Below are 21,386 nucleotides of genomic sequence, written 5' to 3'. Positions count from 1 at the left end.
CTATCTTGCGTTGGTCAGCCCGACTGACTAGTTTGGTCAGTAATCCTGACCAATCACGGAGGAGCCGCGATGCACGACGACGACATCTGGCAGCACATCGACGACCAGCGGGCGGATCTCGCCGACCTCCTCGACACCCTGGCGCCGTCGCAGTGGTCGACGCCGTCGCTGTGCGAGGGCTGGACCGTCCGCGACGTGGCCGCACACCTCACCCACGCCAACGCGCCCTGGAGTCAGATGGCCTGGCAGGCGTTCCGGTCCGGCTTCCGGTTCAACGCGATGATGCGGCGGGTCGTCACGCACGACGCGCGGCCGCCCGAGGACGTCGTCGACGCTCTGCGTGCCATGGTGGGGCAGCGGCACCGCCCACCGGGCACCGCCGTCGTCGACCCGCTGGTCGACGCCCTTATCCACGGTCAGGACATCGCGCGACCACTGGGCATCGCACGCAGCATGCCTACCGACGCGGCGACGGCCGCGGCGCATCGGCTGTGGGGGATGAGCTTCCCGCTCAACCCGCGCAAGCGCTTCGTGGGGATTCGATTCACCGCGACGGACGTCGACTTCGCGGTCGGTGACGGCGACGTCGCCGCGGGGCCGATCGGTGACGTCGTGCTGGTGCTGGCGGGCCGCCGCCCGGGACTTGCCGGGCTCAGCGGCGAGGGCGCTGCCCTCGCCCGCACCCGGGAATAGCGGCCGGTTCGCGCTCGTTTATGACACTGGCGGCTGACCTGGCATAATGGGCCGTCGACCTCGGTTCCGGTTCACGTTCGACATCTCCCAGGTCAGGGAGCGGGCGACCCGGCGACCACCCAACGAAGAGGACCTGATCATGAGAACCGGCATTCACCCCGCATACAACGAGACCAACGTGGTCTGCGGCTGCGGCAACACCTTCACGACGCGTAGCACCAAGGAGAGCGGCCACATCGTGGTCGAGGTCTGCTCCCAGTGCCACCCGTTCTACACAGGCAAGCAGAAGATCCTCGACAGCGGCGGCCGCGTGGCCCGCTTCGAGAAGCGCTACGGCAAGCGCGCCGGGGCGACCGAGAAGGCCGACGCCGACAGCTAGCTACGTCGACGGCGCCCGACCTGACGCATCACGCGTCGGGTTCGGGCGCCGTTTTCGTTGATCCGCACCGAGGTGGAAGGAGAGGCCAGCATGAGCGACAACGCCCCAAAGATCGAGGCGCTGCTCGACGAGCATGCCGACCTCGAGCGGCAACTCGCCGACCCGGCACTGCACGCCGACGCCACGGCAGCCCGTCGCGTGGGCAAGCGGTTCGCCCAGGTGGCTCCCGTCGTGGCGGCCTACCGCAAGCTCGACGCCGCCCAGGGTGACCTCGAAGCCGCACGCGAACTCGCCGTCGACGACGCCTCCTTCGCCGAGGAGGTGCCCGAACTCGAGGCGCGGGTACACGAACTCGACTCGCTGCTCACCGACCTGCTGGCACCTCGCGATCCGCACGACGCCGACGACGTCGTACTCGAACTCAAGTCCGGAGAGGGCGGCGAGGAGTCGGCCCTGTTCGCCGCGGATCTCGCGCGCATGTACATCCGCTACGCCGAGCGTCACGGGTGGACCGTCACCGTGCTCGACGAGACCACGTCCGACCTGGGTGGGTACAAGGACGCCACGCTCACCATCGCCAGCAAGGGCGACTCGATCGACGGCGTCTGGTCCCGGCTGAAGTTCGAGGGAGGTGTGCACCGCGTACAGCGCGTTCCCGTCACCGAGTCGCAGGGCCGCGTGCACACGTCCGCCGCCGGCGTCCTGGTGTATCCCGAGCCCGAGGACGTCGCCGAGGTGCAGATCGACGAATCCGACCTCCGCATCGACGTCTACCGCTCGTCCGGCAAGGGTGGTCAGGGCGTGAACACCACCGACTCCGCCGTCCGCATCACCCACCTGCCGACCGGCATCGTCGTGACCTGCCAGAACGAACGATCGCAGCTGCAGAACAAGGCTCGCGCCATGGTGGTGCTCGCCGCGCGGCTGCAGGCGCTCGCCGAGGAGCAGGCGAACGAATCCGCGTCGGCGGACCGCGCCAGTCAGATCCGCACCGTCGATCGCAGTGAGCGCATCCGGACGTACAACTACCCCGAGAACCGCATCGCCGATCACCGCATCAACTTCAAGGCGCACAACCTCGACCAGGTGCTCGACGGTGACCTCGATCCCGTCCTGGACGCCCTGGCCGCAGCCGACAAGCAAGCGAGGCTGCAGGAAGCGTGACGCGCGTGCGCCGGGCCGTCGCCGCAGCCGCCGACCGGTTCGCGACCGCCGGGATCGACAGTGCCCGCGTCGATGCCGAGTTGCTGGCCGCGCACGTCGCGGGGGTGGATCGCGGGCGACTGTTCATCACCGAACCCGACGACGACTTCGAGTCGCGGTTCCGCGACGTCGTGGATGCCAGGGTCCGCCGCGTCCCGCTGCAGCACCTGGTGGGCTCCGCCGCCTTCGGGCCCGTGACGCTCTCCGTCGGACCTGGCGTGTTCGTGCCGCGGCCCGAGACCGAGGCGTTGCTCGAATGGGCGCTGGCACAACCGCTTCCGCGCGCCCCGGTGATCGTCGACCTGTGCACCGGCTCCGGCGCGCTCGCCGTCGCGCTCTCGCACGCCCTCCCCGCTGCCACCGTCGTCGCCGTCGAGGACTCACCCGGCGCGCTGGAGTACGCGCGTCGCAACGTCGCGGACGTCCACGTCGACCTCGTCGCCGCCGACGTCACCGCCGACGGTCTGCTGTCGGAGTACGACGGCGCGGTCGACCTCCTGGTCGCCAATCCGCCCTACATCCCCGAGGGTGCCGACCTCGATCCCGAGGTCGCCGAGCACGATCCGGCGCGGGCGCTCTTCGGCGGCCCCGACGGGATGTCGGTGATCCGCCCGCTGGTCGTGCATGCGGCACGCCTGCTGCGCAGGGGGAGTGGGCGCATCGGGATCGAGCACGACGACACCACTGCCGCGGCGACGGTTGCGGTGTTCGAGCGGACGGGCGCCTTCTACGACGTCACGTCCCGCCGCGACCTCACCGGTCGGCCACGGTTCGTCACCGCACTGCGGGCGGAGTGAGAAACTTCTGACCATGAGACTCGACCAGTGCTCGTGCGAGGCGACATGACACAGTCGTTCGACTGCTCCGACGCCGAACGGCGCACCGCGGGGATCGCGGCGGCGGTCGGTGCCTTGAAGGACGGCCAGTTGGTGGTCATGCCCACCGACACCGTCTATGGAATCGGTGCCAACGCCTTCGACGGCACCGCCGTGTCGTCGCTGCTCGCCGCAAAGGGCCGTGGGCGCGACATGCCGGTGCCGGTCCTGGTCGGCTCCTGGCACACGATCGACGGCCTCGTCTACTCGGTGCCGGCGACCGCGCGCGAGCTGATCCGCGCCTTCTGGCCCGGTGCGCTGAGCCTCGTCGTCCGTCAGGCGCCGTCGCTGCAGTGGGACCTCGGCGACGCGAACGGCACCGTGATGCTGCGGATGCCCCTGCACCCCGTCGCCATCGAGCTGCTGCGCGAGGTCGGACCGCTCGCGGTCTCCAGCGCCAACGTGTCGGGCCAACCGGCTGCCGTCACCGCCGCCGACGCCCAGGCCCAGCTCGGTGACCTCGTCGACGTCTACCTGGAAGCCGGACCGTCTGCGCGGCAGGCGGCCTCCACGATCGTCGACCTGACCGGTCCGCAGCCGCGCGTCCTGCGACAGGGGCCCATCACCGCGGACGCGATCGCTGCGGTGCTCGACGTCGACCCGGACGTGCTGGTGGCCGTCGAAGACTGAGGACGACGGCCTCGGTGCTCTCAGCCGGGTCAAGTACGGTTCACCGGGTGGAGGGCCTGCTCGCGTTGTCCGACCGCGGCGCGGGAGTTCCGCTCCGCGAACTCGCGCTCGTCGGGTTGACCGCCGCCATCATCACCTACTTCGCGACCGGGTGGGTGCGGGCGCTGGCCACCCGCTGGGGAGCGGTCGCCTACCCGCGCGAACGCGACGTCCACTCCGAACCGACGCCCCGAATGGGCGGGCTCGCGATGTACGTCGGCGTGGTCGCCGCGGTGCTGCTGGCCTCTCAATTGCCCGCGTTGACGCGGGGCTTCGTCTACTCGTCGGGCATGCCCGCCGTCGTCGTCGCGGGCGGCCTGATCATGGCCATCGGTCTCATCGACGACCGGTGGGGGCTGGACGCGCTGACGAAGTTCGCCGGCCAGATCACCGCAGCCAGCGTCCTGGTCACCATGGGGGTGGCGTGGAGCGTGCTCTACATCCCGATCGGTGGGGTCGGCACGATCGTGCTCGACCAGGTCACCTCGATCCTGCTGACGCTCGCGCTGACCGTGTCGATCGTCAACGCGATGAACTTCGTCGACGGGCTCGACGGCCTCGCCGCAGGACTGGGCCTGATCACCGCGGCGGCGATCTGCATCTTCTCGGTCGGGCTACTGCGCGACCATGGTGGGGACGTGCTGTTCTACCCGCCGGCGGTCATCTCGGTGGTGCTCGCAGGTGCCTGCCTCGGGTTCCTACCGCACAACTTCCACGAGGCGCGGATCTTCATGGGTGACTCCGGATCCATGCTGATCGGGTTGATGCTCGCCGCGGCGTCGACCACTGCCGCCGGGCCCATCTCCCAGAACGCCTACGGGGCACGAGACGTCTTCGCGCTGCTGTCGCCGTTCCTGCTCGTCGTCGCGGTCATGTTCGTACCGGCGCTCGACATGTTGCTGGCCATCGTCCGCCGCACCCGCGCGGGCCGCAGTCCGTTCAGCCCCGACAAGATGCACCTGCACCACCGCCTGCTGCAGATCGGCCACTCCCACCGGCGCGTGGTCCTGCTCATCTATCTATGGGTCGGGATCGTGGCCCTCGGCGCCGCCAGCACCATCTTCTTCGACCCGAGATACACCGGTGCGGTCATGCTCGCAGCGATCGTCGTGGCCATCGTCGTCACGCTCATTCCGCTGCTGAATCGACGTGGCGACGTTCCCAGCGACTTCGCAGACTAGAACGACCGGGACTCGCCCCGACTGATTACGACGTTTTGTAGTAGGACCGTGTTTCGGCTCTCTACCTTGTGGTACGTTACTCGCAGAACCCGAAAAACCTCGCGGGTTGCCGGCCCGGCCCATCGGTCAGGAAACACCGATCGGCGCCGAACAACGACCGACATAGGGAGCTACCCCTTGGGTGATTCCAGCGCGCCGCCTGCCCTCCGATACGCTCGTCGGGCACGGCACCGGAGCATCGCTATTCATTCAAAGGGGAATGACTCTCGTGGAAGCGGGATTGGGGTGACGCAATGACGACGCCAGCGCAGGATGCGCCGTTGGTGTTCCCGGCAGTGGCCTTTCGGCCGGTCCGTCTACTCATCATCTGCGCGGCGCTGACAGCCCTCGCCGTTGCCACCTTTTGGTTCGGAGGGATGCCCCTCTACGGCGTCTTCTTCGGCGTCGGACTGGGTCTCGGTTTGCTCAACGCGCTCATGGTGCGTCGCGCCGTCGAAGCCATCACCGCCGGGGACCATCCCCTCAAGAAGAAGATGGCCGTCAACTCGGCGACCCGGCTGATCGCCATCACCGTGATCGGCCTGGCCATCGCCTTCTTCTTCAAGGCGCACGGCGGCATCGCGGTGTTGTTCGGCCTGGCGATCTTCCAAGCCCTCCTGGTGATGAGCACCAGCATCCCCGTGATGCGAAAGATCCGCAGTGAAGGACTCGACGTGGAAGAGCGCTCGGGCGCAGACCGTCATGTGGCACCCACGGAATCGAAGGATTGATGACTGAGACGATGAGCACCGCCGTCCTCGCCGCAGAAGAAGGCGGCGCCCCGATCCACGTCGGGCACCACACCCTGGTCTTCGAGCTGTTCGGCATGACGTTCAACGGGGACACCATCCTCGCCACGGCGATCACCGCGGTGATCGTGATCGGGCTGGCGTTCTTCCTGCGCGCCAAGGTGACCTCGACCGGCGTGCCCGGCGGCGTCCAATTGTTCTGGGAAGCCCTGACGATTCAGATGCGTCAGCAGATCGAGGGCTCGATCGGCATGAAGGTGGCACCGTTCGTGTTGCCGCTCGCGGTGGCGATCTTCGTGTTCATCCTGATCTCCAACTGGCTCGCGGTGCTCCCGCTGCAGTACGGCGGCGCCGACGGTGCCGCGGCCGAGCTGTACAAGGCACCCGCGGCCGACATCAACTTCGTGCTGGCGCTCGCACTGTTCGTCTTCGTCTGCTACCACGCCGCAGGCATCTGGCGACGTGGCATCATCGGTCACCCGGTGGCGGTGGTCAAGGGACACGTCGCGGTGCTGGCGCCGATCAACATCGTCGAGGAACTCGCCAAGCCGATCTCGTTGGCGCTGCGACTCTTCGGCAACATCTTCGCCGGCGGCATCCTCGTCGCCCTGATCGCGATGTTCCCCTGGTACATCCAGTGGCTGCCCAACGCCATCTGGAAGACGTTCGACCTCTTCGTCGGCCTGATCCAGGCCTTCATCTTCTCGCTGCTGACGATCCTGTACTTCAGCCAGTCGATGGAGCTGGAGCACGAGGATAGCCACTAGCGGCTCGCACCACCCGATACCCGCAGGACTACACAAACCACTGGTAGGAACCACTACCAGCTATCAAGGAGGATGGAAAATGGATCCCACAATTGCTGCCGGCGCACTCATCGGCGGTGGACTGATCATGGCTGGCGGTGCCATCGGCGCCGGTATCGGTGACGGTATCGCCGGTAACGCCCTGATCTCCGGCATCGCGCGTCAGCCCGAGGCTCAGGGTCGACTGTTTACCCCGTTCTTCATCACCGTGGGTCTGGTCGAGGCGGCGTACTTCATCAACCTCGCCTTCATGGCGCTGTTCGTCTTCGCCACCCCGGTCGGCTAAATCAGCGACATGGGTGAATTGACCGCAACGATCCTCGCCGCCGAAGAAGAGGGCGGGGGAAGCAGCAACTTTCTGCTGCCCAACGGCACCTTCTTCGCCGTGCTGCTCATCTTCCTGATCGTGCTCGGCGTGATCACGAAGTGGGTCGTGCCGCCGGTCAGCAAGGTTCTCGCCGAACGTGAGGCCATGCTGGCCAAGACTGCTGCGGACAACCGCAAGTCTGCGGAGCAGGTCGCGGCCGCCGAGGCCGACTACGAGAAGGCTATGGCGAATGCACGCGGCGAGGCCTCCGCGATCCGCGACGAGGCCCGCAACGAGGGCCGGCGCGTGATCGAGGAGAAGCGGGCCGAGGCCGGTGGCGAGGTCGCCGACACCGTGCGATCAGCGGACGAGCAGCTGTCGCAACAGGGTTCGGCCGCACAGTCCGAACTCGAGTCATCGGTCGACAGTCTCTCGGCCAAGCTGGCCAGCCGAATCCTCGGTGTCGACGCCAAGACGGGCGGGAATTCCTAAGTGTCAACCTTCATCGGACAGCTCATCGGGTTCGCGGTCATCGCGTTCATCATCTACAAGTGGGTCGTCCCACCCGTGCGCAACCTGATGCAGAAGCAGCAGGACGCAGTTCGCGCAGCGCTCGCCGAGAGCGAGGAGTCGAGCCGCAAGCTCGCCGACGCCGATGCCATGCACGCCAAGGCGCTGCAGGACGCGAAGGCCGAGTCGGAGAAGGTCACCGACGAGGCCAAGCACGACTCGGAGCGCATCGAGGCTCAGCTCAAGGAGCAGGCGTCCGCCGAGGCGGAGCGCATCAAGGCTCAGGGCGCACAGCAGGTTCAGTTCATGCGTCAGCAGTTGATCCGTCAGCTGCGGGCCGGCCTCGGTGACGAGGCCGTGCAGAAGGCGGCGGAGTTGGTGCGCGCACACGTCTCCGATTCAGAGGCGCAGGCGGGCACCGTCGATCGCTTCCTCGGTGAACTCGAGGAGATGGCGCCCTCGGAGGTCTCCCTGGAGACCGGCGCCTCGGCTCGGCTGCGTGCGGCCAGCCGCGATGCCCTGGAGGCGCTGACCAACGAATTCGACTCGGTGGCAGCCGATCTCGATGCCGACGGTCTCACCACCCTGGCGGACGAGCTGGTGTCGGTGGCACGGCTGCTGCTGACCGAGCCGACGCTCAACAAGCACTTCGCCGGGCCGTCCGACGACAACTCCGCCAAGGTGGCGCTGGTCGATCGACTGCTGTCCGGCAAGGTGGGCGACCCGGCACTCGCACTGCTTCGTACCGCCGTCTCGCAGCGGTGGTCGGCCGTGGGCGATCTCGTCGACGGCATCGAGCACACCGCACGGTTGGCGCTGCTCAAGCGTGCCGAAGCGGCCGGAGAGGTCGACGAGGTCGAGGATCAGCTCTTCCGGTTCGGCCGGATGCTCGACTCCGAGCCGCGACTGTCAAGCCTGCTGAGTGATGACACGACCCCGGTCGACGGTCGGATCGAGCTGCTCGACAAGGTGCTGACGGACGGCGCGGACGTCAACGCGACCGCCGTTGCGCTGCTGAAGCAGACCGTCGGACTCCTCCGCGGCGAGCGTGCCGACGGAGCCGTCATCGATCTCGCAGAACTGGCGGTGGCTCGTCGCGGCGAGGTCGTCGCGCACGTCACCGCCGCCGCAGAACTGTCGGATGCCCAGCGCACCCGGCTCACCGAGGTGCTCACCCGGATCTACGGGCACCCCGTCGCCGTTCAACTCACCGTCGACCCGGAACTGCTCGGCGGTCTGACGATCGCCGTCGGCGACGAGGTCATCGACGGCTCCATCGCATCGCGGCTGTCGGCCGCGGAGACGCAGCTTCCGGACTGACGGGCGCTCGCGCGAGACCGATGGCACTGACTCACACGCTTCATCAAGGACAAAGGTAGGAAGACGAGAACATGGCAGAGTTGACAATCTCCGCTTCTGACATCGAAGGCGCCATCGAGGACTACGTATCCTCGTTCACCGCCGACACGGAGCGTGAAGAGATCGGCACCGTGATCGACGCCGGTGACGGCATCGCCCACGTCGAGGGCCTGCCCTCGGTCATGACCCAGGAACTCCTCGAGTTCCCCGGTGGTGTCCTCGGTGTGGCGCTGAACCTCGACGAGCACAGCGTCGGCGCGGTCATCCTCGGCGACTTCGAGAAGATCGAGCAGGGCCAGCAGGTCAAGCGGACCGGCGAGGTCCTCTCTGTTCCCGTGGGCGACGGCTTCCTCGGCCGCGTCGTGAATCCGCTGGGGCAGCCGATCGACGGCCAGGGCGACATCGAGACGGACAAGCGCCGCGCGCTCGAACTGCAGGCACCGTCGGTGGTGCAGCGTCAGGGCGTCGAGCAGCCGCTGCAGACCGGCATCAAGGCCATCGACTCGCAGACGCCGATCGGCCGCGGCCAGCGTCAGCTGATCATCGGCGACCGCAAGACCGGCAAGACGGCAGTCTGCGTCGACACGATCCTCAACCAGCGTCAGAACTGGGAGACCGGTGATCCCGAGCAGCAGGTGCGCTGCGTGTACGTCGCGATCGGTCAGAAGGGCACGACGATCGCCAGCGTCAAGCGCGCGCTCGAAGACGGTGGCGCGATGGAGTACACCACCATCGTGGCGTCGCCGGCCTCCGATCCCGCCGGCTTCAAGTGGCTCGCGCCCTACACCGGTTCGGCCATCGGCCAGGAGTGGATGTACGACGGCAAGCACGTCCTCATCGTGTTCGACGACCTGTCCAAGCAGGCCGACGCCTACCGCGCGATCTCGCTGCTGCTGCGCCGCCCGCCGGGCCGCGAGGCGTTCCCCGGTGACGTCTTCTACCTGCACTCGCGTCTGCTCGAGCGGTGCGCCAAGCTGTCCGACGAGCTGGGCGGTGGCTCGATGACCGGCCTGCCGGTGATCGAGACCAAGGCCAACGACATCTCGGCGTTCATCCCCACCAACGTCATCTCGATCACCGACGGTCAGTGCTTCCTGGAGTCGGACCTGTTCAACCAGGGCGTGCGTCCGGCGATCAACGTCGGTGTCTCTGTGTCCCGCGTCGGTGGCGCCGCGCAGATCAAGGCGATGAAGGAGGTCGCGGGTTCGCTCCGCCTCGATCTGTCGCAGTACCGCGAACTCGAGTCGTTCGCCGCCTTCGCATCTGACCTGGACCCCACGTCCAAGGCCCAGCTCGAGCGCGGTGCCCGCCTGGTCGAGCTGCTCAAGCAGCCCCAGTACAGCCCGCTGTCGGTCGAGGAGCAGGTCGTCGCGATCTTCCTCGGCACCAAGGGACACCTCGATTCCGTTCCGGTCGAGGACGTGCAGCGGTTCGAGACCGAGTTCCTCGAGCACGTGCGCGCATCGCACGAGGACACCCTCACGCAGATCCGGGAGACCAAGAAGTTCCCGGAGGATGCGCAGGAGGCGCTCGAGAAGATCGTCAACGAGTTCAAGAAGGGCTTCTCCGCCACCGACGGCAGTTCGGTCGTCGTCAACGAGTCGGAGACCGAAGCCATGGACCCCGATGACGTCGAGAAGGAATCGGTCAAGGTTCGCAAGCCGGCTCCGAAGAAGAACTAGGTAACCGATGGCAGCCACACTGCGCGAGCTACGCGGGCGCATCCGTTCCGCCGGGTCGATCAAGAAGATCACCAAGGCCCAGGAACTGATCGCGACGTCGCGAATCGCCAAGGCGCAGGCCCGAGTCGAAGCGGCTCGGCCCTACGCCAGCGAGATCACCAACATGCTCACCGAGCTGGCGGGTGCCAGTGCACTCGATCACCCACTGCTCGTCGAGCGGGAGTCACCCAAGCGCGCAGCCGTGCTGGTGGTGTCCTCTGATCGCGGGCTGTGCGGCGCGTACAACGCGAACGTGCTGCGCCGCTCGGAGGAACTGTTTGCACTGCTGCGAGACGAGGGCAAGCAGCCGGTCGTGTACACCGTGGGCCGGAAGGCGCTCGGGTACTACAACTTCCGTGGTCGCGACGTCATCGAGTCGTGGAGCGGCTTCTCGGAGCGCCCCACCTACGAGCAGGCCAGGGAGATCGCGGAGGTTCTCGTCTCGGCGTTCATGTCCGGCCAGGACGACGACGGCGACGACGCGGGCGACGACGGCATCCTTGGTGTCGACGAGTTGCACATCGTCTTCTCGGAGTTCAAGTCGATGCTGTCGCAGTCGGCGGAGGCGCGCCGGATTGCGCCGATGGTCGTCGAGTACGTCGAGGATGCACCGGACGAGGGCCCACAGACCCTGTTTTCGTTCGAGCCCAACGCGGAGTCCCTGTTCGACGCGCTACTGCCGCGGTACGTCGCCACCCGCGTCTACTCGGCGCTGCTCGAGGCCGCAGCGTCCGAATCCGCTTCGCGCCGTAGGGCGATGAAGTCGGCCAGTGACAATGCCGACGACCTGATCAAGGCACTCACGTTGGAAGCCAACCGCGAGCGCCAGGCCCAGATCACCCAGGAAATCAGCGAGATCGTCGGTGGCGCCAACGCGCTCGCCGACGCCAAGTAAGCCCCCGAGGAAGCGAAGAAGAGAAATGACTGCCACCGCAGAAGATTCCAAGACCGCAGGGCGCGTGGTCCGCATCACGGGCCCGGTCGTCGACGTCGAGTTCCCGCGCGGCTCCGTGCCGGAGCTGTTCAACGCGTTGCACGCCGAGATCACCTACAAGGAGATGGCGAAGACGCTGACCCTCGAGGTCGCGCAGCACCTGGGTGACAACCTCGTGCGCACCATCTCGATGCAGCCGACCGACGGACTGGTCCGGGGCGTCGACGTCACCGACACCGGTGCCTCGATCTCCGTACCCGTCGGCGACGGCGTCAAGGGTCACGTGTTCAACGCCCTCGGCAACTGCCTCGACGAGCCCGGCTACGGCGAGGACTTCGACCACTGGTCGATCCACCGCAAGCCGCCGTCCTTCGACTCCCTCGAGCCGCGCACCGAGATGCTCGAGACCGGTCTGAAGGTCGTCGACCTGCTGACCCCGTACGTCCGCGGCGGCAAGATCGCGCTGTTCGGCGGCGCGGGCGTGGGCAAGACGGTGCTCATCCAGGAGATGATCAACCGCATCGCCCGCAACTTCGGTGGCACCTCGGTGTTCGCCGGCGTGGGGGAGCGCACCCGCGAGGGCAACGACCTCTGGGTCGAGCTCGCGGACGCCAACGTGCTCAAGGACACCGCACTCGTGTTCGGTCAGATGGACGAGCCGCCGGGCACCCGTATGCGCGTCGCGCTGTCGGCGCTGACGATGGCGGAGTACTTCCGCGACGAGCAGGGCCAGGACGTGTTGTTGTTCATCGACAACATCTTCCGCTTCACGCAGGCGGGCTCCGAGGTCTCCACGCTGCTCGGCCGCATGCCGTCCGCCGTGGGCTACCAGCCCACGCTGGCCGACGAGATGGGCGAGCTGCAGGAGCGCATCACCTCGACCCGTGGTCACTCGATCACCTCGATGCAGGCCGTGTACGTGCCCGCCGACGACTACACCGACCCGGCGCCAGCGACCACGTTCGCCCACCTCGACGCCACCACGGAGCTGTCGCGCGCGGTGTTCTCGAAGGGCATCTTCCCGGCGGTGGACCCGCTGGCGTCCAGCTCGACGATCCTGCACCCCAGCGTCGTTGGCGACGACCACTACCGGGTCGCGCAGGAGGTCATCCGAATCCTGCAGCGTTACAAGGACCTGCAGGACATCATCGCCATCCTCGGTGTCGACGAGCTCTCCGAGGAAGACAAGCAGCTGGTGTACCGCGCCCGCCGCATCGAGCGCTTCCTCAGCCAGAACATGATGGCGGCCGAGCAGTTCACCGGTCAGCCTGGTTCGACGGTTCCGCTGAAGGAGACCATCGAGGCGTTCGACAAGCTCACCAAGGGCGAGTTCGACCACCTGCCGGAGCAGGCGTTCTTCCTCATCGGTGGCCTCGACGACCTGGCGAAGAAGGCCGAGAGCCTCGGCGCCAAGCTCTGATGAGCGCACGAATCCTCCGGAAGGCGGTGCGGCATGGCTGAGATACACGTCGAGATCGTGGCCGTGGAGCGTGAGCTGTGGTCGGGTGACGCGACGTTCGTGTTCACCCGCACCACGGCGGGCGAGATCGGGATACTGCCGCGGCACATCCCGCTGGTGGCTCAACTCGTCGACGACGCGATGGTTCGCGTCGAGCGCGAGGGCGAGGACGACCTGCGCATTGCGGTCGACGGGGGATTCCTGTCCGTCACCGACGAAGCGGTGCGAATCCTGGTCGAGAACGCCCAGTTCGAGTCCGAGGTCAACGCCGACGAGGCGAAGCAGGACTCGGAATCCGACGACGAGCGCACTGCGGCCTGGGGCCGTGCGCGGCTGCGTGCCGTAGGCCAACTCGACTAGCCGCCGATGAGCGCGTCCATGTGGTTCATGGTCGCGCTGGTCGGCGTGCTGCTCCTGGTCGTCGCTGCGCTGTCCTACCGGCTGTGGAAACTCCGTCAGGTGGGCGGCACTGCCGCCATCCTGCGTGATACCCCTGCCGTCGGCGGTCACGGCTGGCGCCACGGCGTCATGCGGTACAAGGGCGGCGAGGCGGGCTTCTACCGGTTGTCGAGCTTCCGCTGGTGGCCGGATCGACGGTTGCCACGTCGAGGACTCGAGGTGGTCGCCCGACGGGCGCCTCGAGGCGACGAAACCGACATCATGAGCGACCAGATCGTCGTGCTCGAACTACGCGACACGGGCACGGACCGCGGTCGGGGCTACGAGATCGCACTCGACCGCGGAGCCCTGACCGGGTTCACGTCATGGCTGGAATCGCGTCCCTCGCCGCGCGCCCGCCGTCGGTCGAACTAGGTCCGCTTCCCGCCCGGTTGCCACAGGACGTCACCGTCCGGGTTGGTGACCCGCGACAGGATGAACAGCAGATCCGACAACCGGTTGAGGTACTTCGCCGGCAGCACGCTGATCGACTCGCCGTGCCGCTCCACCGCACGCCACGCCGACCGCTCGGCTCGCCGCGTCACCGTTCGTGCGACATGCAGTAGCGCCGACAGCGGTGTCCCGCCCGGCAGGATGAACGAGTTCAGCGCAGGAAGTGCGTCGTTGAACTCGTCGCACCAGCCCTCGAGGCGGTCGACGTAGTCCTGACGCACCCGCAGCGGCGGGTACTCGGGGTTCTCGACGACGGGCGTCGACAGGTCAGCGCCCGCGTCGAAGAGGTCGTTCTGGATCTGGCGCAGGACCGCCAGTACCCGGTCGTCCGGGGCGCCGAGCGACACCGCGACGCCGATGGCGGCGTTGGCCTCGTCGCAGTCCGCATAGGCCTCGAGCCGCGGATCGTTCTTCGACACCCGGCTGAAGTCACTCAGACCGGTCGTGCCGTCGTCGCCGGTCCGGGTGTAGATGCGGGTCAGGTGGACTGCCATGGTGAAACCGTACCGCCGGGCCTGCGTCGCGCGGATCGCCGACGGCGCTCGGCACCGGCTGGGCTGCCCTAAACTGAGCCCCGTGACCGAGCGATTCGTGGTGACCGGTGGCCACCGGTTGTCTGGCCAGGTCGCCGTCGGAGGGGCCAAGAACAGTGTTCTGAAGCTCATGGCGGCGGCGCTACTGGCCGAAGGCGTCAGCACCATCACGAACTGCCCCGACATCCTTGACGTGCCACTCATGGCCGAGGTACTGCGTGGCCTTGGTGCCACCGTCGACCTGGACGGGTCGACCGTCACCATCACCTCACCCGACGAGTTGAAGTACGACGCCGACTTCGCCGCGGTCCGCCAGTTCCGCGCGTCGGTGTGTGTCCTGGGCCCGCTCGTCGGCCGGTGCAAGCGGGCGCGTGTGGCGCTCCCCGGCGGCGACGCGATCGGGTCGCGCCCGCTGGACATGCACCAGGCCGGCCTCCGCCAGCTGGGGGCGCGCTGCAACATCGAGCACGGGTGTGTGGTCGCCGAGGCCGACCATCTCCGTGGGGCGGAGATCCAACTCGAGTTCCCCTCGGTGGGGGCGACCGAGAACATCCTGATGGCGGCCGTCCTCGCAGAGGGCGTGACGACGATTCACAATGCCGCGCGCGAACCCGACGTCGTCGACCTGTGCGAGATGCTCAACCAGATGGGTGCGCAGATCACCGGCGCCGGTTCGCACACGATGGTGATCACCGGGGTCGACAAGCTGCATCCCACCGAGCACCGGGTGATCGGGGACCGCATCGTGGCGGCGACGTGGGGGATCGCCGCGGCCATGACGCGTGGCGACATCTCGGTGACCGGCGTCGATCCACAGCACCTGCAGTTGGTCCTGCACAAGTTGCACGACACGGGCGCGACCGTCACCCAGCACGACAACGGGTTCCGCATCGTGCAGTACGAGCGTCCGAAGGCGGTCAACGTGGCGACGCTGCCGTTCCCCGGCTTTCCCACGGATCTGCAGCCGATGGCGATCGGACTGGCGTGCATCGCCGACGGCACGTCGATGATCACCGAGAACGTCTTCGAGGCGAGATTTCGCTTCGTCGAGGAGATGATCCGCCTGGGTGCTGATGCACGGACCGACGGTCACCACGCGGTGGTGCGTGGTCTGCCGCAGCTGTCGAGCGCTCCGGTGTGGGCGTCGGACATCCGTGCCGGCGCCGGCCTGGTGCTGGCCGGTCTCGTCGCCGACGGTGACACCGAGGTGCACGACGTCTTCCACATCGACCGGGGCTATCCGTTGTTCGTGGAGAACCTGGCGGCCCTCGGCGCCGAGATCGAGCGCGTTCACTAGCACGCGAAACAGCTGTCTCTCAGGGGTTTTGGGACTTTGGACTTCTGTGTGTAAGGTTGTGTTCAAGCCCAGCGGCCCGGACCTCACGGAAAGGAGCCAGGGGGCTTGACTCCGCTGAGTCCGAGGTAATAGACTGGCGGGGTTGCCCGAAAACCGGGTGTGTTGTTTGAGAACTCAATAGTGTGTTTGGTGGTTTTTGTTTGTTGTTTTGCTGTGTCTCCTTTTTTCTCGTTTAGGGGGGCATGGTTTTTTGGATGCCAGTTTGTTTGGTGTTCTGGTTTGTTGATCGGATTTTTCTGATTGCGAATTCACCTGACCTGTTGGGTTGGGTTGTTTTTGTTTGGAGAGTTTGATTCTGGCTCAGGACGAACGCTGGCGGCGTGCTTAACACATGCAAGTCGAACGGAAAGGCCCTTCGGGGTACTCGAGTGGCGAACGGGTGAGTAACACGTGGGTGATCTGCCCTGCACTTTGGGATAAGCCTGGGAAACTGGGTCTAATACCGAATACACCTCATTGACTGCATGGTTGGTGGGGGAAAGCTTTTGCGGTGTGGGATGGGCCCGCGGCCTATCAGCTTGTTGGTGAGGTTACGGCTCACCAAGGCGACGACGGGTAGCCGGCCTGAGAGGGTGACCGGCCACACTGGGACTGAGATACGGCCCAGACTCCTACGGGAGGCAGCAGTGGGGAATATTGCACAATGGGCGCAAGCCTGATGCAGCGACGCCGCGTGGGGGATGACGGCCTTCGGGTTGTAAACTCCTTTCAGCACAGACGAAGCGCAAGTGACGGTATGTGCAGAAGAAGGACCGGCCAACTACGTGCCAGCAGCCGCGGTAATACGTAGGGTCCGAGCGTTGTCCGGAATTACTGGGCGTAAAGAGCTCGTAGGTGGTTTGTCGCGTTGTTCGTGAAAACTCACAGCTTAACTGTGGGCGTGCGGGCGATACGGGCAGACTTGAGTACTGCAGGGGAGACTGGAATTCCTGGTGTAGCGGTGGAATGCGCAGATATCAGGAGGAACACCGGTGGCGAAGGCGGGTCTCTGGGCAGTAACTGACGCTGAGGAGCGAAAGCGTGGGGAGCGAACAGGATTAGATACCCTGGTAGTCCACGCCGTAAACGGTGGGTACTAGGTGTGGGTTTCCTTCCTTGGGATCCGTGCCGTAGCTAACGCATTAAGTACCCGCCTGGGGAGTACGGCCGCAAGGCTAAAACTCAAAGAAATTGACGGGGGCCCGCACAAGCGGCGGAGCATGTGGATTAATTCGATGCAACGCGAAGAACCTTACCTGGGTTTGACATGCACAGGACGCTGGTAGAGATATCAGTTCCCTTGTGGCCTGTGTGCAGGTGGTGCATGGCTGTCGTCAGCTCGTGTCGTGAGATGTTGGGTTAAGTCCCGCAACGAGCGCAACCCTATCTTATGTTGCCAGCGCGTCATGGCGGGGACTCGTAAGAGACTGCCGGGGTCAACTCGGAGGAAGGTGGGGATGACGTCAAGTCATCATGCCCCTTATGTCCGGGCTTCACACATGCTACAATGGCCGGTACAGAGGGCTGCGAATCCGTAAGGTGGAGCGAATCCCTTCAAAGCCGGTCTCAGTTCGGATCGGGGTCTGCAACTCGACCCCGTGAAGTCGGAGTCGCTAGTAATCGCAGATCAGCAACGCTGCGGTGAATACGTTCCCGGGCCTTGTACACACCGCCCGTCACGTCATGAAAGTCGGTAACACCCGAAGCCGGTGGCCTAACCCCTCGTGGGAGGGAGCCGTCGAAGGTGGGATCGGCGATTGGGACGAAGTCGTAACAAGGTAGCCGTACCGGAAGGTGCGGCTGGATCACCTCCTTTCTAAGGAGCACCACGAGACTCGGCCCCGCCCACATCGTGTGGGGGTTCGGTGCGCCGGGCGATTCGTTGGATGGCCCCCAAGACTCGACATTCCGTTGGGTCGTGCCTGTAGTGGGTGGGGGTCTGGTGCACATGGCAAGCAGTGCGGGTACCGGTAGGAGAAGATGCCGGCCCGCGAATCACCAACACACTATTGGGCTTTGAGACAACAAGCCCGCGGCGCGTGTACGCCACCCCGAATGTAAGACCGTTCCCTGTGTGGGGATGGTCGGGGGTGGGGTCGGGGCGCCGGCTCGCACGAGAGTGTGGGTGGTTTGGTTGTTGCCCCAGGTTTTGGTGGTGGGGTGTGGTGTTTGATTCGTGGATAGTGGTTGCGAGCATCAAGCTGGCATGCGTCGTGGGTTCCGTTCCCGTCATGGGGGTGGCGCCTGCACTGAGTGTGTCGGTTTGTTGTGGTGTGATTTTTTCTTTGTTTATGGTTTTGTGCTTTGTAAGTGTTTAAGGGCGCATGGTGGATGCCTTGGCATCAGAGGCCGATGAAGGACGTGGGAGGCTGCGATATGCCTCGGGGAGCTGCCAACCGAGCGTTGATCCGAGGGTGTCCGAATGGGGAAACCCAGCACGAGTGATGTCGTGTTACCCGTATCTGAATACATAGGGTGCGGGAGGTAACGCGGGGAAGTGAAACATCTCAGTACCCGTAGGAAGAGAAAACAACAGTGATTCCGTGAGTAGTGGCGAGCGAAAGCGGAGGATGGCTAAACCGCATGCATGTGATACCGGGTAGGGGTTGTGTGTGCGGGGTTGTGGGACCCATGTTTCCAGTTCTATCCGACTGGAGGGCAGTGAGAAAATGTCGTGGTTAGCGGAAGTGGCTTGGGATGGCCTGCCGTAGACGGTGAGAGCCCGGTACGTGAAAACCCGATGTCTGCCTTGTGTGGTGTTCCCGAGTAGCAGCGGGCCCGTGGAATCTGCTGTGAATCTGCCGGGACCACCCGGTAAGCCTGAATACCTTCTGATGACCGATAGCGGATTAGTACCGTGAGGGAATGGTGAAAAGTACCCCGGGAGGGGAGTGAAATAGTACCTGAAACCGTGCGCCTACAAGCCGTCAGAGCCTTCGATTCGTCGTGGGGTGATGGCGTGCCTTTTGAAGAATGAGCCTGCGAGTCAGGGACATGTCGCGAGGTTAACCCGTGTGGGGTAGCCGCAGCGAAAGCGAGTCTGAATAGGGCGTATCCGCACAAGAGTGTGTGGTGTAGTGGCGTGTTCTGGACCCGAAGCGGAGTGATCTACCCATGGCCAGGGTGAAGCAGCAGTAAGATGTTGTGGAGGCCCGAACCCACTTAGGTTGAAGACTGAGGGGATGAGTTGTGGGTAGGGGTGAAAGGCCAATCAAACTCCGTGATAGCTGGTTCTCCCCGAAATGCATTTAGGTGCAGCGTTGCATGGTCCTTACTGGAGGTAGAGCTACTGGATGGCGGATGGGCCTCACAAGGTTACTGATGTCAGCCAAACTCCGAATGCCGGTAAGTCAACAGTGCGGCAGTGAGACGGCGGGGGATAAGCTCCGTGCGTCGAGAGGGAAACAGCCCAGATCGCCGGCTAAGGCCCCTAAGCGTGTGCTAAGTGGAAAAGGATGTGCAGTCGCGAAGACAACCAGGAGGTTGGCTTAGAAGCAGCCACCCTTGAAAGAGTGCGTAATAGCTCACTGGTCAAGTGATTGTGCGCCGATAATGTAGCGGGGCTCAAGCACACCGCCGAAGCCGCGGCATCCGCAAGGATGGGTAGGGGAGCGTCCTGCACGCCGATGAAGCAGCCTAGTGATGGAGCTGTGGAGGGTGTGGGAGTGAGAATGCAGGCATGAGTAGCGATAAGGCAAGTGAGAACCTTGCCCGCCGAAAGACCAAGGGTTCCTGGGCCAGGCCAGTCCTCCCAGGGTGAGTCGGGACCTAAGGCGAGGCCGACAGGCGTAGTCGATGGACAACGGGTTGATATTCCCGTACCCGTGTATGCGCGCCCGTGATGAATCAGCGGTACTAACCGCCCAAAACCACGATCACCGATCACCTTCGGGTGTGAGGGTTCGTGGGGCTGCGCGGGACCTTCGCTGGTAGTAGTCAAGCGATGGGGTGACGCAGGAAGGTAGCCGTACCAGTCAGTGGTAATACTGGGGCAAGCCCGTAGGACGACATCTAGGCAAATCCGGATGTCACACAAGTCCGAGAGGTGATGCATAGCCGATTGAGGCGAATTCGGTGATCCTATGCTGCCAAGAAAAGCCTCTAGCGAGTGCAGACACGGCCCGTACCCCAAACCAACACAGGTGGTCAGGTAGAGAATACCAAGGCGTACGAGTGAACTATGGTTAAGGAACTCGGCAAAATACCTCCGTAACTTCGGGAGAAGGAGGACCCCTTACTGTCATGGCCCTCGCGGCCGGCAGCGGTGGGGGGTGGCACAAACCAGTGAGAAGCGACTGTTTACTAAAAACACAGGTCCGTGCGAAGTCGCAAGACGATGTATACGGACTGACGCCTGCCCGGTGCTGGAAGGTTAAGAGGACCGGTTAATGCCCTTCGGGGTGTGAAGCTGAGAATTTAAGCCCCAGTAAACGGCGGTGGTAACTATAACCATCCTAAGGTAGCGAAATTCCTTGTCGGGTAAGTTCCGACCTGCACGAATGGCGTAACGACTTCTCAACTGTCTCAACCATAGACTCGGCGAAATTGCACTACGAGTAAAGATGCTCGTTACGCGCGGCAGGACGAAAAGACCCCGGGACCTTCACTACAACTTGGTATTGGCGCTCGGTACGGTTTGTGTAGGATAGGTGGGAGACTGTGAAACCCGCACGCCAGTGTGGGTGGAGTCATCGTTGAAATACCACTCTGATCGTATTGGGCTTCTAACCTCGAACCGTATATCCGGTTCAGGAACAGTGCCTGGTGGGTAGTTTAACTGGGGCGGTTGCCTCCAAAAAAGTAACGGAGGCGCCCAAAGGTTCCCTCAACCTGGACGGCAATCAGGTGTTGAGTGTAAGTGCACAAGGGAGCTTGACTGCGAGACGTACATGTCGAGCAGGGACGAAAGTCGGGACTAGTGATCCGGCACCCCCGAGTGGAAGGGGTGTCGCTCAACGGATAAAAGGTACCCCGGGGATAACAGGCTGATCTTCCCCAAGAGTCCATATCGACGGGATGGTTTGGCACCTCGATGTCGGCTCGTCGCATCCTGGGGCTGGAGCAGGTCCCAAGGGTTGGGCTGTTCGCCCATTAAAGCGGCACGCGAGCTGGGTTTAGAACGTCGTGAGACAGTTCGGTCTCTATCCGCCGCGCGCGTCAGAAGCTTGAGGAAACCTGTCCCTAGTACGAGAGGACCGGGACGGACGAACCTCTGGTCTACCAGTTGTCCCACCAGGGGCACCGCTGGATAGCTACGTTCGGACAGGATAACCGCTGAAAGCATCTAAGCGGGAAACCCCCTCCAAGACCAGGCTTCTCACCCATTAAGTGGGATAAGGCCCCCCGCAGACCACGGGATTGATAGACCAGACCTAGAAGCCCAGCAATGGGTGCAGGGAACTGGCACTAACCGGCCGAAAACTTACACACACAACCACCCCCACGGGGGTTCAAAGGAAACGTGTAAGTCACACCACAACACGCGTACGCAACCACGCATCCACACGAGGATCAGACAGACCACACCCCACCACCAAATAACACCAAAATACGGGGCTGAAAATAAAATAGAGTTACGGCGGTAATAGCGGCAGGGAAACGCCCGGACCCATCCCGAACCCGGAAGCTAAGCCTACCAGCGCCGATGATACTACCCCTACGGGTGGAAAAGTAGGACACCGCCGAACACCTTTTAAGTCCCGTGGCCCCCAATTTCGATTGGGGGCCACGGGCATTTTCTTG

Annotated in this window: 18 protein-coding genes and 3 rRNA genes; 20 read left to right on the top strand and 1 reads right to left on the bottom strand. The window is 64.5% G+C overall.

Features of this window, described 5'->3' with window-relative positions; translation table 11 throughout:
* Positions 1-69 precede the first annotated feature (69 nt).
* From G6N64_RS25855 to G6N64_RS25780, 16 genes are all read left to right on the top strand, one after another.
* Positions 70-693, top strand: a complete 624-nt coding sequence (locus G6N64_RS25855; protein WP_163800656.1) for a maleylpyruvate isomerase family mycothiol-dependent enzyme — start codon at positions 70-72, stop codon at positions 691-693.
* Between the two features lie 139 nt (positions 694-832).
* The gene (rpmE, locus tag G6N64_RS25850) at positions 833-1,072 is read left to right on the top strand and encodes a 50S ribosomal protein L31 (protein ID WP_163800655.1); all 240 of its coding nucleotides are present in this window, start codon (positions 833-835) and stop codon (positions 1,070-1,072) included.
* 90 nt (positions 1,073-1,162) lie between these two features.
* Positions 1,163-2,236, top strand: a complete 1,074-nt coding sequence (prfA, locus tag G6N64_RS25845; protein WP_163800654.1) for a peptide chain release factor 1 — start codon at positions 1,163-1,165, stop codon at positions 2,234-2,236.
* Entirely contained in the window at positions 2,233-3,072 is an 840-nt protein-coding gene (gene prmC / locus G6N64_RS25840; protein ID WP_163800653.1) for a peptide chain release factor N(5)-glutamine methyltransferase, read from the top strand. Before prfA ends, prmC begins: the two co-directional genes overlap by 4 nt.
* Positions 3,073-3,117: 45 nt before the next feature.
* A complete protein-coding gene (locus G6N64_RS25835) occupies positions 3,118-3,780 on the top strand; it encodes an L-threonylcarbamoyladenylate synthase (protein ID WP_163800652.1) in 663 nt (220 codons plus the stop codon).
* A gap of 14 nt (positions 3,781-3,794) precedes the next feature.
* A complete protein-coding gene (locus tag G6N64_RS25830; RefSeq protein WP_174266884.1) occupies positions 3,795-5,000 on the top strand; it encodes a glycosyltransferase family 4 protein in 1,206 nt (401 codons plus the stop codon).
* A gap of 293 nt (positions 5,001-5,293) precedes the next feature.
* Positions 5,294-5,770, top strand: a complete 477-nt coding sequence (locus tag G6N64_RS25825) for an ATP synthase subunit I (RefSeq protein ID WP_163800651.1) — start codon at positions 5,294-5,296, stop codon at positions 5,768-5,770.
* 11 nt (positions 5,771-5,781) lie between these two features.
* Positions 5,782-6,555 carry a F0F1 ATP synthase subunit A gene (gene atpB / locus G6N64_RS25820; protein ID WP_409370806.1) on the top strand — a complete coding sequence of 258 codons (774 nt, stop codon included), beginning with the start codon at positions 5,782-5,784 and terminating at the stop codon, positions 6,553-6,555.
* 79 nt (positions 6,556-6,634) lie between these two features.
* Positions 6,635-6,880, top strand: coding sequence for a F0F1 ATP synthase subunit C (locus tag G6N64_RS25815; RefSeq protein ID WP_011893196.1), 246 nt, complete (start codon positions 6,635-6,637; stop codon positions 6,878-6,880).
* Between the two features lie 9 nt (positions 6,881-6,889).
* Complete coding sequence (locus tag G6N64_RS25810) at positions 6,890-7,393, top strand: F0F1 ATP synthase subunit B (RefSeq protein WP_163800649.1); 504 nt, start codon at positions 6,890-6,892, stop codon at positions 7,391-7,393.
* A complete protein-coding gene (locus tag G6N64_RS25805; RefSeq protein WP_163800648.1) occupies positions 7,394-8,731 on the top strand; it encodes a F0F1 ATP synthase subunit B/delta in 1,338 nt (445 codons plus the stop codon). It abuts the gene before it with no gap.
* Positions 8,732-8,802: 71 nt separating this feature from the next.
* Positions 8,803-10,452: a F0F1 ATP synthase subunit alpha gene (gene atpA, locus G6N64_RS25800; protein WP_163800647.1), complete on the top strand. Its 1,650-nt coding sequence runs from the start codon at positions 8,803-8,805 to the stop codon at positions 10,450-10,452.
* 7 nt (positions 10,453-10,459) lie between these two features.
* Positions 10,460-11,386, top strand: a complete 927-nt coding sequence (locus tag G6N64_RS25795; protein WP_163800646.1) for a F0F1 ATP synthase subunit gamma — start codon at positions 10,460-10,462, stop codon at positions 11,384-11,386.
* Positions 11,387-11,411: 25 nt separating this feature from the next.
* Positions 11,412-12,845 (top strand): F0F1 ATP synthase subunit beta, encoded by a 1,434-nt coding sequence (atpD, locus tag G6N64_RS25790; RefSeq protein WP_163800645.1) that lies wholly within the window; start codon positions 11,412-11,414, stop codon positions 12,843-12,845.
* Positions 12,846-12,878: 33 nt separating this feature from the next.
* The gene (locus tag G6N64_RS25785; protein ID WP_163800644.1) at positions 12,879-13,244 is read left to right on the top strand and encodes a F0F1 ATP synthase subunit epsilon; all 366 of its coding nucleotides are present in this window, start codon (positions 12,879-12,881) and stop codon (positions 13,242-13,244) included.
* 6 nt (positions 13,245-13,250) lie between these two features.
* A complete protein-coding gene (locus G6N64_RS25780) occupies positions 13,251-13,697 on the top strand; it encodes a DUF2550 domain-containing protein (protein ID WP_163800643.1) in 447 nt (148 codons plus the stop codon).
* On the opposite strand, the gene G6N64_RS25775 is transcribed toward G6N64_RS25780, so the two are convergent.
* Positions 13,694-14,269, bottom strand: coding sequence for a cob(I)yrinic acid a,c-diamide adenosyltransferase (locus G6N64_RS25775; protein WP_163800642.1), 576 nt, complete (start codon positions 14,267-14,269; stop codon positions 13,694-13,696). The genes G6N64_RS25780 and G6N64_RS25775 overlap by 4 nt on opposite strands.
* An 82-nt stretch (positions 14,270-14,351) precedes the next feature.
* Here G6N64_RS25775 and murA point away from each other — a divergent pair, with 82 nt between their 5' ends.
* The 4 genes from murA to rrf all read left to right on the top strand — a co-directional run bounded on the left by murA (position 14,352) and on the right by rrf (position 21,331).
* A complete protein-coding gene (murA, locus tag G6N64_RS25770; RefSeq protein WP_163800641.1) occupies positions 14,352-15,605 on the top strand; it encodes a UDP-N-acetylglucosamine 1-carboxyvinyltransferase in 1,254 nt (417 codons plus the stop codon).
* A gap of 337 nt (positions 15,606-15,942) precedes the next feature.
* Positions 15,943-17,460 (top strand): 16S ribosomal RNA (locus tag G6N64_RS25765).
* Between the two features lie 488 nt (positions 17,461-17,948).
* Positions 17,949-21,074 (top strand): 23S ribosomal RNA (locus G6N64_RS25760).
* 144 nt (positions 21,075-21,218) lie between these two features.
* Positions 21,219-21,331: ribosomal RNA gene (gene rrf / locus G6N64_RS25755) — 5S ribosomal RNA — on the top strand.
* The 16S, 23S and 5S rRNA genes sit together here, the layout of an rRNA operon.
* Positions 21,332-21,386 lie beyond the last annotated feature (55 nt).

Source organism: Mycolicibacterium sediminis (genome assembly GCF_010731735.1).
Taxonomy (GTDB): Bacteria; Actinomycetota; Actinomycetes; order Mycobacteriales; family Mycobacteriaceae; genus Mycobacterium; species Mycobacterium sediminis.
This window is presented reverse-complemented; position numbering and strand designations above follow the sequence as displayed.

Bases quoted from the DNA above. Each gene is read 5' to 3' on its own strand.
- G6N64_RS25785 (WP_163800644.1), top strand. From the start codon at position 12,879: ATGGCTGAGATACACGTCGAGATCGTGGCCGTGGAGCGTGAGCTGTGG.
- G6N64_RS25795 (WP_163800646.1), top strand. From the start codon at position 10,460: ATGGCAGCCACACTGCGCGAGCTACGCGGGCGCATCCGTTCCGCCGGG.
- G6N64_RS25815 (WP_011893196.1), top strand. From the start codon at position 6,635: ATGGATCCCACAATTGCTGCCGGCGCACTCATCGGCGGTGGACTGATC.
- G6N64_RS25855 (WP_163800656.1), top strand. From the start codon at position 70: ATGCACGACGACGACATCTGGCAGCACATCGACGACCAGCGGGCGGAT.
- prfA (WP_163800654.1), top strand. From the start codon at position 1,163: ATGAGCGACAACGCCCCAAAGATCGAGGCGCTGCTCGACGAGCATGCC.
- G6N64_RS25825 (WP_163800651.1), top strand. From the start codon at position 5,294: ATGACGACGCCAGCGCAGGATGCGCCGTTGGTGTTCCCGGCAGTGGCC.
- G6N64_RS25835 (WP_163800652.1), top strand. From the start codon at position 3,118: ATGACACAGTCGTTCGACTGCTCCGACGCCGAACGGCGCACCGCGGGG.
- atpB (WP_409370806.1), top strand. From the start codon at position 5,782: ATGAGCACCGCCGTCCTCGCCGCAGAAGAAGGCGGCGCCCCGATCCAC.
- rpmE (WP_163800655.1), top strand. From the start codon at position 833: ATGAGAACCGGCATTCACCCCGCATACAACGAGACCAACGTGGTCTGC.
- G6N64_RS25810 (WP_163800649.1), top strand. From the start codon at position 6,890: ATGGGTGAATTGACCGCAACGATCCTCGCCGCCGAAGAAGAGGGCGGG.
- G6N64_RS25775 (WP_163800642.1), bottom strand. From the start codon at position 14,269: ATGGCAGTCCACCTGACCCGCATCTACACCCGGACCGGCGACGACGGC.
- G6N64_RS25780 (WP_163800643.1), top strand. From the start codon at position 13,251: ATGAGCGCGTCCATGTGGTTCATGGTCGCGCTGGTCGGCGTGCTGCTC.
- atpD (WP_163800645.1), top strand. From the start codon at position 11,412: ATGACTGCCACCGCAGAAGATTCCAAGACCGCAGGGCGCGTGGTCCGC.
- atpA (WP_163800647.1), top strand. From the start codon at position 8,803: ATGGCAGAGTTGACAATCTCCGCTTCTGACATCGAAGGCGCCATCGAG.